The sequence below is a fragment of the Streptomyces sp. NPDC057623 genome, assembly GCF_042800355.1.
Classification (GTDB): domain Bacteria; phylum Actinomycetota; class Actinomycetes; order Streptomycetales; family Streptomycetaceae; genus Streptomyces.
The window spans coordinates 1-14319 of the sequence record NZ_JBHVGZ010000127.1; the positions used below are offsets into that span (position 1 = coordinate 1).

At 69.0% G+C, this 14319-nt stretch carries 9 protein-coding genes and 2 pseudogenes; 4 read left to right on the forward strand and 7 right to left on the reverse strand.

Features of this window, described 5'->3' with window-relative positions:
- The 3 genes and pseudogenes from ACFU95_RS49395 to ACFU95_RS49405 all read right to left on the reverse strand — a co-directional run.
- A pseudogene (locus tag ACFU95_RS49395) lies at positions 1-1268 on the reverse strand (hypothetical protein); the annotation flags it as partial.
- A 267-nt stretch (positions 1269-1535) separates the two neighbouring features.
- Positions 1536-1928: a type II toxin-antitoxin system VapC family toxin gene (locus tag ACFU95_RS49400; protein WP_383843965.1), complete on the reverse strand. Its 393-nt coding sequence runs from the start codon at positions 1926-1928 to the stop codon at positions 1536-1538.
- On the reverse strand, positions 1925-2203 hold the full coding sequence (locus ACFU95_RS49405) for a hypothetical protein (protein WP_383843967.1): 279 nt from the start codon (positions 2201-2203) through the stop codon (positions 1925-1927). The genes ACFU95_RS49400 and ACFU95_RS49405 overlap by 4 nt, the downstream gene beginning before the upstream one ends.
- 137 nt (positions 2204-2340) lie before the next feature.
- Here ACFU95_RS49405 and ACFU95_RS49410 point away from each other — a divergent pair.
- Positions 2341-2520, forward strand: a pseudogene (locus tag ACFU95_RS49410) (hypothetical protein); the annotation flags it as partial.
- Positions 2521-3401: 881 nt separating this feature from the next.
- Here the strand turns inward: ACFU95_RS49410 and ACFU95_RS49415 are convergent.
- Positions 3402-4385, reverse strand: a complete 984-nt coding sequence (locus ACFU95_RS49415) for a carbohydrate kinase family protein (RefSeq protein ID WP_383843970.1) — start codon at positions 4383-4385, stop codon at positions 3402-3404.
- A 1-nt stretch (position 4386) separates the two neighbouring features.
- Positions 4387-5637: a methionine adenosyltransferase gene (gene metK, locus ACFU95_RS49420; RefSeq protein ID WP_383843973.1), complete on the reverse strand. Its 1251-nt coding sequence runs from the start codon at positions 5635-5637 to the stop codon at positions 4387-4389.
- A gap of 197 nt (positions 5638-5834) precedes the next feature.
- On the opposite strand from metK, the gene ACFU95_RS49425 reads away from it, so the two are divergent.
- From ACFU95_RS49425 to ACFU95_RS49435, 3 genes are all read left to right on the forward strand, one after another.
- Positions 5835-6200 carry a hypothetical protein gene (locus ACFU95_RS49425; protein ID WP_383843988.1) on the forward strand — a complete coding sequence of 122 codons (366 nt, stop codon included), beginning with the start codon at positions 5835-5837 and terminating at the stop codon, positions 6198-6200.
- A gap of 228 nt (positions 6201-6428) precedes the next feature.
- Positions 6429-9191 carry an AAA family ATPase gene (locus tag ACFU95_RS49430; protein WP_383843976.1) on the forward strand — a complete coding sequence of 921 codons (2763 nt, stop codon included), beginning with the start codon at positions 6429-6431 and terminating at the stop codon, positions 9189-9191.
- Positions 9192-9611: 420 nt separating this feature from the next.
- Positions 9612-11693, forward strand: a complete 2082-nt coding sequence (locus tag ACFU95_RS49435) for a BTAD domain-containing putative transcriptional regulator (RefSeq protein WP_383843979.1) — start codon at positions 9612-9614, stop codon at positions 11691-11693.
- A gap of 21 nt (positions 11694-11714) precedes the next feature.
- Here ACFU95_RS49435 and fabD read toward each other — a convergent pair whose 3' ends face one another.
- Together fabD and ACFU95_RS49445 are read right to left on the reverse strand one after the other, a co-directional pair.
- Positions 11715-12593 (reverse strand): ACP S-malonyltransferase, encoded by an 879-nt coding sequence (fabD, locus tag ACFU95_RS49440; RefSeq protein WP_383843982.1) that lies wholly within the window; start codon positions 12591-12593, stop codon positions 11715-11717.
- A gap of 45 nt (positions 12594-12638) precedes the next feature.
- Positions 12639-14204, reverse strand: coding sequence for a PucR family transcriptional regulator (locus tag ACFU95_RS49445; RefSeq protein ID WP_383843985.1), 1566 nt, complete (start codon positions 14202-14204; stop codon positions 12639-12641).
- Between the last annotated feature and the right edge of the window lie 115 nt (positions 14205-14319).

Sequence of the window (14319 nt, forward strand, 5' to 3'; positions counted from 1 at the left end):
GCCGAGGCTTCTTCTTCCCCATGCTCTCCATGATGGACATCCTTCCGGGGCGGAACCCCTGATCTCGGATGTCCGTCAAAGCGGATCAAGCCCAGTGCGGTATCGCTTGTGTCGATGTCGTCCAGGTAGCTGGGCGCATCCTCGATCGCCAAGTGCAGAGCCATCTCCTCGGCCGTGCACGAGGGTTGGGGCCACCGGCCGTGCTCCAGGTCATCGGATAGGTCGTCGAAGGCTCGCGCCATTCGGCGGCGCCAGCTCCGGTCGGCGGACCAGGTGAGAGAGGGCAGGCGGGTGAACAACTCCCAGTTGCCTGGGCGTCGCTTGGTCACGGGCTGGTCGCGCAGCTCGTCGGCATCGTCGTAGGCCTGGTCGGCCAGGACGCTCAGTGATGTCAGGAGCAGATCGGCGGTGCGAGGGGTCAACTGCCAGCTGCAGTCCTCGCACTCCTCGTCTTCGCACGAACACTCCTTGACGGGGAACAGCGCGACCAAGTCGGGCTGCTGCTCCTCTTCGATCGGTGTGTTGGAGGCCAGCTGATGCAGTCGCCAGCCGTGGTGGAAACGGGTTGTCACCGGGACGGGGCTCCAGTCGGTGAGCTCATCGCCGTCTTCGACGCGCAGCAGTCTTGCCTCGCTCTGGTCTTCCAGGGTGTCCGCCCCGGTGATCCAGTCACTGCTCTCGGTGAGCGTCATCAAGGCGCCGATCAGATCACGCGGATCGTCCTCGTCCAACTCGGATGCAGGCAACGGCTCCCAGCCCTCATCAATGGCCGCTCGTATGAGTGCATCCTCGTCGGTGATGTGGAACTCGCGTAGATGGGCGATGCGTACGACCTTGCCCCGCAGGTCCTTCAGACGTGCCCCGGCAGGCGTTTCTGACTCAGGCGAGGTGGCGGTCTCGTCGCCATGCGTCTCCTCGTCCTCCCCAAGATATTCGTCAGGTGGGAAGAACGTTGTGCCTGCGGGGGCGGGCCAGGTTCCTGCGGCCGCGTGGGCCGTGGCCGTGCGCAAGGAACTGGCGGGGGCGTCGGGCAGTGCCGGGGCCAGAGCATGCAGGTCTTCCTCGACGGTGGCGGTGTCGCGGGAGGCCAGCGCGCGGCGCAGTAGCTGGACCGCTTGGTATGCGTGGTTCCTGTCCTTGCAGGTCAACACTCCGGTGAGGGATCGAGAGCCGTGGTAGGGACCGATCAAGGCCATGACGCGGCTCTTGCTGGGGCTGTGCTCGCACAGGAAGTCGAAGAGAGGTGTGAGTTCGGGCTCAGTGGCCATGCGGGAGACTCCGGGGACGCGTTGGGTGCGCAACCTTGCAGGAGCGCATGCGAAGGAGGAGATCACCGCTGGTGAGCGCGGTACTGGCGCGCTCCCGGACGGGGAAGAGTGTGAGCCGCGGCTGGTGCCCCCGGTGCTGCCGACGGTCCGGACCGTGCGGAAAGACAGCGTACTTCAGTGCACCGACAGCGGGCGCCGAGATGAGAGGAGAGAACCGCGTCGATCAGCAGGGAGTTGAACCTCGCGTCTGGCCCGGAATCGGACGCGTCAGATCTTGATCACGCGGACGCCGGGGCCGCACAGCATCAAGAGGTCCTCGGGGTCCGAGGTCAGGACGGTCACGGGAGACGGGGAGGCCATCGCGGTGGTGGCCACGATCGCGTCGATGGCGTACTTGTGGCCGTGGAGTCCGGCGGCGGCGAGGAGTTTGCTGGCGTGGCGGGCGATGGCTTCGGTGGGCGGGATGATGTTGACGCGGGAGACGGCGTAGTCGAAGCGGGCCTGGTTGGTCTTGGGGTCGCGGGCTTCGACGAGGGTGACGGAGCTGGTGATGACGCGGACGTCTTCGGCTTCGGCGGCGGCTAGCCATTCGGTGAGTTCGGGGGTGCGTCGTACGAGTTTGGACAGGCCCTCGCAGTCGAGGACGAGGGTGCCGCTCATGCGGCATCCGCCGAGCCGGCTGCGTCACCGCGCAGGATCGCCCGCTTGGCCTCGACCGCGGCCTGGTCGACGGGTCCGTGTTCGGCTTCGGCGTCCTCGATGAGTTCGCTCAGCCGGTCGCGTTCGAGTTGGCGCTGGATGAGGGCTTCGACGTAGGCGGACATGCCACGCTTGCCGGTACGCGCCTTGAGGGCGGCGATAGTGCCTTCGTGGAGGGAGACGGAGACGGGGCGGACGGGGCCTTCGCCTGGAGCGGGATCGCGTGTGGTGGCCATGGAGCCACATTAACAAAACTCTTGTTATTGTGTGGGGTGATTCTACGGCGGTGTGGCTCGGCCGGAGGCAGGTGGCGGATTGACTCGCGGGGGACAGATCCTCTGTGATCACCAAACGCGACGATGCGACCCGTGGGCTGACGCGCGAGGAACTGCTCGCGCTTCCTGTGGTCGTGGACCTGGAGACGGCGAACCGTGCGCTGTCCCTCAGCCGGACGACGGGGTACGACCTCGCAAAGCGCGGCCGGTATCCGTGCACGGTCCTGCGGCTGGGCAACGCCTACCGGATCGTCACCGCCGATCTCCTCAAACTGCTCCACATCGACGTACGGGAGCCCGCGGGTGTCGACGAGCCGACGGCTGTCACGCCCGAGGCGGAAGGAAGCCGCCCTTCGTCGACCTGCTGTTGTTGCTGTGGGTGCCGCTGTGCTCGTCGGCGTCAGGTGTGTGGGTGGGAAGACCACGGATGATGGCGATCGGTCTCGTATGTGGGATCTCGACAAGCCGTGCGACCATGATGGCGCCACCGAACTTGTAGGCCAGTTCATCGCGATGCCAAAGGGGCGGGGAGCGCAAGGGGAGCGCGGACGCCTGTGGACGGTGCAACACGACGTACGAGCAGCGGGACCGTGGTCAGTGCTCTGATCTGCGAAAACTGGATCTGATGCGATCGCGGGGCATGACTCGTCACGATCCCTATCGCCCTCGTAATCCGTAGCTCTCGGGTTCGAATCCCGAAGGCGGCTTTCCAAAGGAAACCGCAGGTCAGGGTTCTGACCTGCGGTTTCTGTGAGGGAATCCCGGATCGTCCGGCTCCAGAGCCATGGCGTACTGAAATCGGTGCGGCAGCGCACTGCCTCAGCCGCCTGTCGGTCCGAGAGACGGAGAAGGAACTGAACGCAGACGGTGGCCAACTGGGCAGGCGAGAGCCCCGGCCGCCCGTCGCGCGGATACCGGTCGGCGAAGTCCTCGTCGTCCCACAGCCCGTCCAGCCGGTCTCTCACCCACATCGCGGTCGTCCCGTTCGGGCTGCCTGCCCGCGCGATCTGCACGATCAAAGAGGGGACTCACTCACCAGAACGGGAACGGAGAGACAACGAACACCTCGGCAACCACATCGGCCTGCGGAACAGCCCGGGCAGGCCCGCTGATCATGCTGCCGCACCGGGAAACTCCAAGATCCCCGACAGAGTCAAGCTCAGGGGTCGCCGACGACTCGCGACCTGATCGCCTCGGCGGCCGCCGCCCCGTACGCGTCCGCGACACGGGTGGTGAACTCGGCCGGCACCAGCTTGTACTCCTGCGTGCCGACCGTCTCCAGGACCGTCGTCGCGAGGGCGCAGCCGAGCTGTGCCGAGTGCTCCGGGGACAGGCCGCGGCCCAGACCGGCCAGGTAGCCGGCCCGCACCGCGTCACCGCCGCCGGTCGGATCGACCACGTGGTCGGTGGGCACGGCGGGAACAGTGACGGAAGGGGCGTCGGCGGCCTTGATGGTCAGTCCGGCGGAGCCCTCCGTGGTGATCCAGGAACCGACCCGGTCCAGGACCTGCCGCTCGGTCCAGCCGGTGCGTTCCTGGAGCAGGGCGGCCTCGTACGCGTTGGTGAACAGCAGCCAGGCGCCGTCGACGAGCCGGCGGGCCTCGTCACTGTCGATGCGGGCCAGCTGCTGCGAGGGGTCCGCGGCTCGGGGGATCCCCAGCTCGCGGCTCTCGGCGGTGTGCCGGAGCATGGCCGCCGGTTCGTCGGGTGCCACCACGACGAGGTCCAGCCCGCCAGTGCGCGCCGCGACCGCGGAGAGGGCGATGTCTGCGGCTTCGGCCATCGCTCCGGCGTAGAAGACGGCGATCTGGTTCTGGTCGGCGTCGGTCGTGCACATGAACCGGGCCGTGTGGCGGGCCGGGCTCACCTGCACCGACTGTGTGTCGACGCCGTGCTCGCGCAACCAGGCGTCGTAGTCCGCGAAGTCCGTTCCGGCGGCGCCCACCAGCACAGGGGTGAAGCCGAGCAGGGCGAGTCCGAAGGAGATGTTCGCGGCGACTCCTCCCCGGCGCACTTCCAGGTCGTCGACGAGGAAGGAGAGCGAGACCGTGTCCAGCCGATCGGCGAGCAGGTGTTCGGTGAAGCGGCCCGGGAAGCTCGTCAGATGGTCGGTGGCGATGGAGCCGGCGACAGCGATCCGCATCTCAGAGCCCCGCCGCCTCACGGAGGGCGTCCACGCGGTCGGTGCGTTCCCAGGTGAAGTCCGGGAGTTCGCGGCCGAAGTGGCCGTACGCGGCGGTCTGGGCGTAGATCGGGCGGAGCAGGTCGAGGTCGCGGATGATGGCGGCCGGGCGGAGGTCGAACACCCTGGTGACGGCTGTCTGGATGCGGTCCACCGGCACGTTCTCCGTGCCGAAGGTCTCGACGAACAGGCCGACCGGCTCGGCCTTGCCGATCGCGTACGCCACCTGCACCTCGCAGCGGGAGGCCAGGCCGGCCGCCACGACGTTCTTGGCGGCCCAGCGCATCGCGTACGCTGCCGAACGGTCCACCTTGGACGGGTCCTTGCCGGAGAAAGCGCCGCCGCCGTGGCGGGCCATGCCGCCGTAGGTGTCGATGATGATCTTGCGGCCGGTCAGGCCGGCGTCGCCCATCGGGCCGCCGATCTCGAAGCGGCCGGTGGGGTTGACCAGGAGACGGTGGTTCTCCGTGTCCAGCTTGATGCCCTCGTCCAGGAGCGCCCTGAGCTCCGGCTCCACCACGAACTCGCGTATGTCGGGCGCGAGGAGGGAGTCGAGGTCGATGTCGCTCGCGTGCTGCGAGGAGACGACGACGGTGTCGAGGCGGACGGCCTTGTCGCCGTCGTACTCGATGGTGACCTGCGTCTTGCCGTCGGGGCGCAGGTAGGGGATGGTGCCGTTCTTGCGGACGTCGGTAAGGCGCTTGGCCAGGCGGTGCGCCAGGAAGATGGGCAGCGGCATCAGCGTCGGCGTCTCGTCCGTCGCGTAGCCGAACATCAGGCCCTGGTCGCCCGCGCCCTGGCGGTCCAGCTCGTCGTCCTTGTCCCTTCGGGAGGCATCCTCGACCCGGTTCTCGTACGCCGTGTCGACGCCCTGTGCGATATCCGGCGACTGCGCGCCGATGGATACCGACACACCGCAGGAGGCTCCGTCGAAGCCCTTCTTCGAGGAGTCGTACCCGATCTCCAGGATCTTGTCCCGCACCAGCTGCGGTATTGGCGCGTACGCCTTGGTCGTGACCTCACCGGCCACATGCACCAGGCCGGTCGTGATCAGCGTCTCCACGGCGACCCGGGAAGTCAGGTCCTCCTGCAGCAGCGCGTCGAGAATGGTGTCACTGATCTGGTCAGCGATCTTGTCGGGGTGCCCCTCGGTCACTGACTCCGAGGTGAACAGGCGACGGACGCCGTTCCGGGCGGGAAGTGTACCGGTCATTACGCTTTCCCCTTGTCTCCGTCGATTGTCATCCCGGATTTCCGGCATCTTTCGTGCGGAGGTGTACCGGAACGTCGATATCGTGGAATTTATATCGGCAACCGGTGGCCGACCAACCCCTAATAATTCCCGCTCGGTATGGGATGCCGGTCGGACGGCAAGGGATTTCAGGGGGTGAATAGGGGGCGGACTCCACCGTGGACATCCAGCAGCGCGCACGGTGGATCCGGCGAACCGACGGCCCGGAGCGGATCGACCTGTTGCTGGATGAGGGTTCCGTCAACGGTGGAACCGCTGCGGCGGACCCTGACGACCGGATTCGGCATGGAGGCGGACAGACCGTACACGGATGGGTGTGGGCTGGGCACCGCGAGGAGCTCCGCTTCATTGCTGCCGATGCTGCCGGGGAGCAACAGGGGAGTCGGGACGTGATCGCGGAAAGGGCCGTCGACAGCGTCGTCGCCGTCGCCGACCAGCTCTCTCCGTCGGCCGGTGTCCTGGACATCCACTTTGCCCACTTTGTCGCGATGGATTCCCGGGCTCCGGCCGAAGGGGCCCGGTGAGCGGAGGGAAAGAGCGCGGTGGCGTGCGGCGTTTTCGTGACGGACGTCACCGAGTTTTGGCAGGCCCGTGATGTCATCCCGTGTCACGGAACGCGGGTTGACGGGCCTATGGGCAACCGCGTTCCCTTGGATTCCAAGCACCTGGGGGCTGCTCTCCGCATTTGTCGGCAAAAGTACGGTGGAGTGATCGAGAGGCGTCGGACAGTGCTTGACAGTCGCGAAATGGTAATGGCGGAGCTCTGGGGGCACATTCAGAAACTCCGCCGGAACGGCGGTGGGGCAGCTGTCCTGAAGGGATTTCCAGGCTCCGGAAAGACGACACTTCTCGGCCGGTTCGCCCAACGGACCGGCGCGGCCGGAATGGTGACCCTGTACGCCACCGGCTGTTCGAACGAGCAGAGCGTTCCCCTCGGAGTCGTCGAGCAGTGGTTCGACGACGGCCGTGGCGGCTCCGGTGTCCCGCCCCGGCTGGCCGCCCTCATCCAGGCGTACCGGGAGGCCGTCTCGCGCGACGACGCCCGGGACGAGGAGCGGCTGATGCGGCAGACGCAGGCGCTCGTCGAGGCCGTCCTGCGGGACCGCGCCGGGACGGGGGCCGCGGTGGCCGTGGTGGACGACGCGCACTACACCGACGACGCCTCCATGCAGATCCTCCAGTTCCTGGCCAAGCGCCTCGTGCGCCTGCGGGTCTTTTTGGTGCTGGCCGACGGAATGCCTCCAGGCAAGGAGTACCGGACCTTCCATGCCGCGATCATGCGCAACGCCCGGCTGTTCGTCGCGGAACTCGCCCCACTCGATCCGCAGGACGCCGTACGGCTGTTGCGCGAGGTGATGGGGCACCCTCCCACACCCGGATACGTGCAGGGCGTCCTGGAGGTCACCGCCGGCAACCCCCGGCTGCTGTGGGCGGTCGCGCGCGACACCCAGTACGCGTTCCAGGACGTCCCGTCCGCGCAGTGGGTGCCCGTGCCGGGGGCCGCCTTCCGCGAGGCCGTCTCCCTGATGGTGTCCGCACAGCGCTCCGAGACCGTCGAGAAGGTCGCCCGTGCCCTGGCGGTCCTGGGTGACGCCCGTTCCCCCGACCTGATCGGCAGACTGAGCGGGGTGGAACCGGTGCAGGTGGCGACCACCCTGGACCTGCTGGAAGCGACCGGCCTGGTCCGCGGGGGCCGGTTCCGGCATCCGGCGACGCAGGCGGCCGTACTGGAGGACAGCGGCTTCACCGGCCGTGCCGAGCTGAGCCGGACCGCGGCACGGCTGCTGTACGACGGTGGCGCCGCCCCGCTGGAGGTCGCCCGGTGCCTCACGGTCACCGGCGGTGTCGTGGCCGCCTGGGAGGTGTCCGCGCTGTGCGAAGCGGCCCGGCAGGCACAGTCCGAGGGGCGTTGGGAGGAGGCCGTCGACCTGCTGGAACTGGCCCGGGGCTTCCGGGCGAGCCTGGACGACCGCTCCGGACTGCTCATACAGGTGGTACTCGCCCGGTGGCAGCTGGACCCCTGCACGGCCTCGCGTCACCTGGCCGAACTCGTGGCCCTGGGACGAGAGGGTCTGCTGCCGGCGCGTGCACTCGCTCTGCTCGTGCAGATGCTGGCCTGGCACGGGCGCCTCGACGAGGCCGACGTGGTGCTGGCGCTCCTACGGGAGCGGAGCGAGGGCGACGCGCAGGCGGAGGTCGAGCTGCGCCTGGTCGACGCCATGCTGAGTCTCGTCTTCACCAGGTACCGGGAGGGCGCACGGCGGGAACTTCCCCTGGACATCCCGCCCTGGCGTGAGGTGCTGCTGTCCCTGCCCGCCCTCGGGCGCACCGGGACGGACGGCTCCCTCTTCTCCCTCGTCGACCTGATGCAGCAGGCGCTCTGCACAGCCGGTGACGCCGAGGCGCGGATCACGGACATCGTCCACTGTTGTGTCCGGCTGCTGCACCAGGTCAGCGCGGACTGGTCGGTTCTGCCGCGGATCGACGCCGTGTCCGTGAACGCGGTCGAGCGGCTGAGCCCTTTCCACCAGCTTCTCCTGCACTGCCTGCAGGCCGTCAGCGCCCTCGCCCGGGGCGACCTGGCCCGTGCCGAGCACACGGCACGGGCCGCGCTCGGCCGACCGGGCGCCTGGGGGGTGGCCATCGGTCTGCCGCTGAGCGTCCTCATCGTCGCCATGGCCCGGCGCGGCAAGTGCGACGAGACGGCTGAACTGCTCAACATCCCTGTGCCGGCAGCGATGTTCCCCTCGCATTTCGGCAGGCTCTATCTGAACGCCAGGGGACTGCACTACCTCGCCGCGAAGAGCTATGGCGCCGCCCTCAGCGACTTCCTCGGCTGTGGGGAGGCCGAGCGACAGGACGGGTTCCCGCCCACACCGGCCTGCTCCTGGCAGGCCCACGCCGCCGAGGCATATCTGCTCCTGGGGCAGCGGGACGACGCGGTACGACTTGCCCGGGACGCCGCGGACAACGGCTTCGTCCACGCCAGAGCCATCGCCCTGCGGGTCCTCGCGCTGGTCCGGCCCCTCAAGGAGCGCGGGCCTCTGCTGCGCGAGGCCATGAGCTTGCTGGAGGAAGCCGGTGACCGTGTCGAACTGGTCGAGTGCATGGTGGAGTTGGGGCACACCCACTACGCGCTCGGCAACGCGCGGATCGCCCGTTCCCTCATCCAGCGGGCCGTACGCATGGCCCGCGCCGCCGGTTTCGAGGACGCGTTGCAGCGCAGGCTCGGCGAAGGGGGTACCGCCAAGTCCGCCCCCCTCGAACTGGCTCAACGGGCCGACCGGCCCGCCCCGTCGAGCCCCGAGCCCGGCGGCACCAAGCTGAGCCCGGCCGAGCAGCGCGTCGCCTGGCTGGTCGGTGTCGGATACAGCAACCGCGAAATAGCCGCCAAACTCTTCGTCACCGTGAGCACAGTCGAACAGCACCTCACGCGCATCTATCGCAAACTCAAGGTCAAGCACCGTGACGCACTCGCCGCCTGTTTACCGCCGCTGGACGAGGCCCTCTCCTAAAGGGCCTTCTCCGGGTGCCGTCCATAAGTATGGACGGCACCCGGTTTTTTTCTGTGCAGAGATTTTGCCGCCGGTGCCGATCCGGTCCGCAACTCCAGTTCAGGGGGTGGGTGGGGTCGGCTAGGGGTGGCTGAAAAAGTGTGCGGCAATTACGGTCGATGCAGTGGATCGAATCTGTCGATTCTGATTTCCGTCACTGACTTGAATTCAACGGGGTGACCATGAAAATGCGAACAGTCGAAGCGGGCCTGGCGTGAGGCCGGTTTTCGTCGAAATGCACGCCGCCCTCGATGTGGCCACCCCCGACCCAGCTCTTGGCCGTTCACATCGTGGAACTTGATCAGTCAGGAGAGCACCGCGATGCCTGTATCCCAGACCCCCGGAATGTCGCTGCTTCAATCACCCGACCCTCGTGCTCCGATGCTGCGTGTCCTGGGGCGTATGTCGGTCCGGGCCGAAGGCTGTGAGCTTCCCGTCGGACCACCGCTGCGCCGGCTCCTGCTCGCCCTGCTGGTCGTCAGGCGTGGCCAGGTCGTGCCCACCGAAATGCTCATCGAGGAACTGTGGCCGGGCAGGCCCCCGAAGAAGCCCCTGGCCACCTTGCAGAGCCATGTCTCCCACCTGCGCGGTGTGCTGGACCCGCCGGCCGGCCGGGGCGCGGCCTCCGTCCTGCGCCACCAGGCACCCGGGTACGTGCTCCTGCTCCCGCCGTCGCAGGTCGATGTCCACTGCTTCGAGCAACTGGTCCACGCCGGACAGCTGCTGCTGAAAGACGGAGACGCGGCCGCCGCGTGCACAACCCTCACGGACGCGCTGACGCTGTGGCGCGGGTCCCCCTACACGGAGTTCGACGCCTCCCCGTCGCTCGCCCACGAGCTCGCCCGGCTGGAGCAGCTTCGGCTCACCGCCCTGGAACACCGGGCCGATGCGCGCCTGCGCCTCGGCGACGCGGAGCAGGTGGTGTTCGAGCTGGACAGCGAGGTGCGCCGCCATCCCGTGCGTGAGCGCCTGGTGGGCCATCTGATGACCGCGCTGTTCGGGCTGGGACGGCAGGCCGAAGCGCTGGCGGTGTACGACCGGACGCGTACCTACCTGGCTGAGGAACTCGGTGTGGAGACCAGCACCGAACTTCAGCAGGTCCATGTGGCGATCCTCCGCCAGGAGCTGGAGCTCCGGACGATCGAACCGCCGCGCGTGACGGAGAGGCCCGGCGTCCCGCCGGCGGCCGGGGCGCCGAACCCGCCCCTGGCCACCCCCCGGGAGGACGAGGAGCGCGGGAGCTTCGCGCACCCCTCGCCTGCCTGCTCGTCCTTCGTCGGCCGGGGGCAGGAACTCGGCCGCCTGGAATCCGAGGCGGTCGGCGCCCTCACCGGCCATGAGCATGTGAGCTGTGTGACCGGTCCCCTGGGGATCGGCAAGACGCACCTGCTCACGGAGTTCACCGCGCGCATGGCGACGGATCACCAGGACGTGGAGGTCGTCGGTGTCCACGCGCTTCACGACCAGGGGGTTCCCCCCCACTGGTTGTGGACCCAGGTGCTCAGGCGTCTGTCGGTCACGCGTTCCGGTGCCTTCCACGGCGCCGTGGCGCCCTACGAGGCGCTGCTCGCCCCGTTGCTGGCCGGCGCCGGGCAGCAGACCGGTGGGGCCGACCACGCCCGGACGCGGTTCCTGACGCAGGACGCCGTGTGCGAGGTACTGCGCACCCTGGCCGCGCAGCGACCGCTGGTCCTCTGCGTGGATGATCTCCACTGGGCCGACCCCGCTTCCCTGGGGTTGCTCGAAATGCTCGCCAGGCGGCGCTGCGGCTGGCGGATCGGCCTTGTCCTCACCGTCTGGGACTGGAGGACCACGGTCGACGACAGGCTGCGCCGGGTGCTGGCCGACATCCTCAGGGGCCCTCGGGCGGGTGTGCTGAGGCTGGCCGAGCTGCCTCGGCACTCCCTCGCCTCCTTGGTGCGGTCCCGGCTCGGCCCGCACACGGGGGAGGAGCACATCGAATGCGTGTACCAGCAGAGCCGGGGGAACCCCTACTTCGCCCACCGGACACTGATGTGGTGCGGCGCCATGCGTGACCGGGAGGGCCGGATCAAGGGCGCGTGCTGTTCCCGGATCAGTGCGAGATCGCTGGAGAGCCTGCGTCTTCTCCTCATCCGCATGCCGGAGCGGGAGCGGCGGGTCGTCCACCTGTGTGCGGTGGCCGGCGACCGGGTCGACCTCGATCTGCTGCGCCGCGTCGCCGCCGACGAGCCGGTCGACACGGTGCTGGACCAACTGCTGCGGGCGGAGTTGCTGCGCGAGGACCCGCACCACCCGGGCCGGCTTCACTTCGTCTCGGAGCCCGTCCGCCAGGCGCTGGCCGAAGCTCTCACGAGCGAGGAGCGTCACCGGATGCGGCAGCGGATCGCCGCCGTGCCCTGCGGTTCCCCGGCCCGGCCGAGGCTGCCGGTCGAGACCGCCGGCGGTCTCGACGAGGTGGCCGGGCTGGTGTGTCACGGGTAGTGACCGGGCTCTCGTCGTGGCTCACCGCCCGTCGTGCGCCCCGGGGTCCGCCGTACCGGAATCGCTGATCTTCCTCACCATGCCGAGCAGGGACCGGCCGCCCAATTCCTCGCACTCCAAAGGAGAGTCCTGGCCGAGCAGATAGCGGATGCTGTCGGTCCACCGCACGGGCTCGACGAGCTGATTACCCAGGCTCCGGGCGAACTCGCCCTTCACGTGTGGAAGGCCGGTCACGTTGGCGATCACCGGCGTATGCGGGTCATGGAACGTGAATTCCTCCAGGTACTTCTCGAACACGACGCGCGCCGGGTCCATGTACCGAGAGTGGAACGGCCCGCCGACACGCAGCTGGACGAAGCGGACGCCCCGCCGCGTGAGCGCCTCGTGCGCGACCCGCAGGTCCGCGTCCGGACCCGCGATGACGAGCTGGGTGTCGGAGTTGAAGCCCGCGAGATCGATCGCCTCGATCCCGTCCTGCCGGAACATGTCCAGGAGCTCTCGCTCCGGCACGCCCAGCACGGCCGTCATGCCTCCGTCGGAGGCCGCGGCCATGAGTTCGCCGCGTTTCCTGACCAGCCGCAGGCCGGTCTGGAAGTCGAAGACCCCGGCGGCCAGCAGGGCGTTGTACTCGCCGAGACTGTGCCCGAGGTAGTAGTCGGCGCGGCGCTCCTCGCGGCGCTCCCTCTCGAACGTGTGCAGGGCGTTGACGACGAAGAGCGCCGGCTGAGTGCATTCCGTTCGCGTCAGGATGTCGTCAGGGTTGTCCCGGCAGACCGCGGCGAGGTCGTATCCCAGCAGATCACAGGCGAACTCCGTGAGCGCGGGGTAGCGGTCGAACACATCCGCACCCATTCCCCGGAACTGCGCCCCTTGTCCGGGGAAGAGAACTGCAAATGGCATGGCGTCTCCCAGAGCGGAAATTCGGTGACAACGGGTCGGTTTCGGTCAGCTGCCCGCATCGGGGCCGTCGACGGCGGCCCGGCCGAGTACGTCGCAGAGCAACAGCGCGCTGTGCAGCCGCAGGCGGTCTTCCTGGACCGGGCGGCCCAGGAGGCGCTCGGCCTTCCTGATCCGGTAGGCGACGCTGCTCTTGGCGATGTGCAGTCGGTCGGCGACGGCGGACATACTGCGCTCCAGGTCCAGATAGCACTTGACGGTGGCCCTCAGTTCCGACATGTCGTCGGCGGCCAGTGGGCCCAGTTCGCGGCGGACGAACTCGGTGCTGAGGTCGGGCCGGGAGCGGAGCAGAACGGCCAGCTCCAGTTCGGCGTAGTCGTACGGTGGCTTTCGGCCGCCGGCGCCGCTGCCGGCCGCGCGGATGATCTCGGCCGTCTCCCCGGCCTGCCGGTGGCTCGTCCGGAAGCCCTCGATCCCCTCACCCGGCAGGCCCGCCGCGATGTGCACCGCCGGGGACGGCGCGACCTGCCGGTGCGGTCCGTCGCCGTGGCGCAGCTGACGAAGCGACAGGGGGTGTCCGCAAGTGCGCGAGCCCCACGCCCACAGCGACGACACTCCGACGGGGACGGTCAGCAGTGCGGAGCACCCGGCGCTGCGCAGCAGCGCCGTGGCGGCGGCGGCCAGGTCCGCCGTGCCGCGGGTTCCCCAGTCGTCGCGCCAGACGACGAGCGCGAGATGGCTGCGGCTGATGTCGTAGCCGAGCCGAAGGAACGCCTGTGGCGCGTCCACGTCCGCGCCGTCGAGGATGTCGAGGACCAGTTCCTGATGGCGTGCCGCGGCGCTGCCGAACCAGCCCCGCCGCTCGTTCTCGGCCTGCTCGGCCAGGGTCAGGAGGATGTGCTGCACCTGGGCCACCAGCGCCGCGGACAGCGTGCGCGTGACGTCCGCCGCCTTCGACGGGCCGAGCACGTCCTGGCACGACCGGAACAACTCACCGACCAGACAGTCCAGTTGGCTCTTCAGGGAGTCGAACGTCCCGCCGACGGGAAGGCTGCGACGGGTGAACTCGCGGACGGAAACGCCGACGATCTCCGGAATGTCGTCGGCGGCGTACCCGGCCACGCAGGTGAGGACGTACAGGGCCAGTGCCTCCGCGCTGCGCGCCCTCAGATCGTCGGGGACCCTGGACAGTACGGAGACCTGGGCCGGTGCCGTCGGCTGCCGGCCCGTGTGCCGGGAGGCGGCGGGGTACGGGCCGTCCGCCTGGGCGGGAGCCGCCGCGGCCATCAGGCCGGCCACCTCCACCGCCCAGCCCGCGGCTCCGTCACCGATCAGCAGCCGGGCCTCACGGAGCGCGGCCTCCTCGCTCACCGCTTCCAGGAGCGCGGCGGCGTTACGGGGCCGCAACTGCAAGATCCACGCCTGGTCCGCCGGGGGGCTCTCCGGCTCGCCGCCAGAGATGCGCGCCGGGCGGGATGCCCTGCGGTGGGTGCTCTCGACGTGGCGACCGCCGCCGCGGTACGGCAGCGGGGACGGAAACCCGCCGGTCGTTCGTGGGCCGTCCGACTCGGCCAGGGCATGGAGGCGATCGCGGGGACCGCTCAGATGATTCATGGGCGCTCGTCCTCGTTCGTGGGGGGGGTGCCCCTATCTCTTTCGTCAAGGGGCGGGTCGGTTGATTGGTGATGTTTCAGGCGGCTTGGGGGACGGCTTGAGGTTCGAAGAACGT

Bases quoted from the DNA above. Each gene is read 5' to 3' on its own strand.
- ACFU95_RS49430 (WP_383843976.1), top strand. From the start codon at position 6,429: ATGGCGGAGCTCTGGGGGCACATTCAGAAACTCCGCCGGAACGGCGGT.
- ACFU95_RS49405 (WP_383843967.1), bottom strand. From the start codon at position 2,203: ATGGCCACCACACGCGATCCCGCTCCAGGCGAAGGCCCCGTCCGCCCC.
- fabD (WP_383843982.1), bottom strand. From the start codon at position 12,593: ATGCCATTTGCAGTTCTCTTCCCCGGACAAGGGGCGCAGTTCCGGGGA.
- metK (WP_383843973.1), bottom strand. From the start codon at position 5,637: ATGACCGGTACACTTCCCGCCCGGAACGGCGTCCGTCGCCTGTTCACC.
- ACFU95_RS49415 (WP_383843970.1), bottom strand. From the start codon at position 4,385: ATGCGGATCGCTGTCGCCGGCTCCATCGCCACCGACCATCTGACGAGC.
- ACFU95_RS49400 (WP_383843965.1), bottom strand. From the start codon at position 1,928: ATGAGCGGCACCCTCGTCCTCGACTGCGAGGGCCTGTCCAAACTCGTA.
- ACFU95_RS49445 (WP_383843985.1), bottom strand. From the start codon at position 14,204: ATGAATCATCTGAGCGGTCCCCGCGATCGCCTCCATGCCCTGGCCGAG.
- ACFU95_RS49435 (WP_383843979.1), top strand. From the start codon at position 9,612: ATGCTGCGTGTCCTGGGGCGTATGTCGGTCCGGGCCGAAGGCTGTGAG.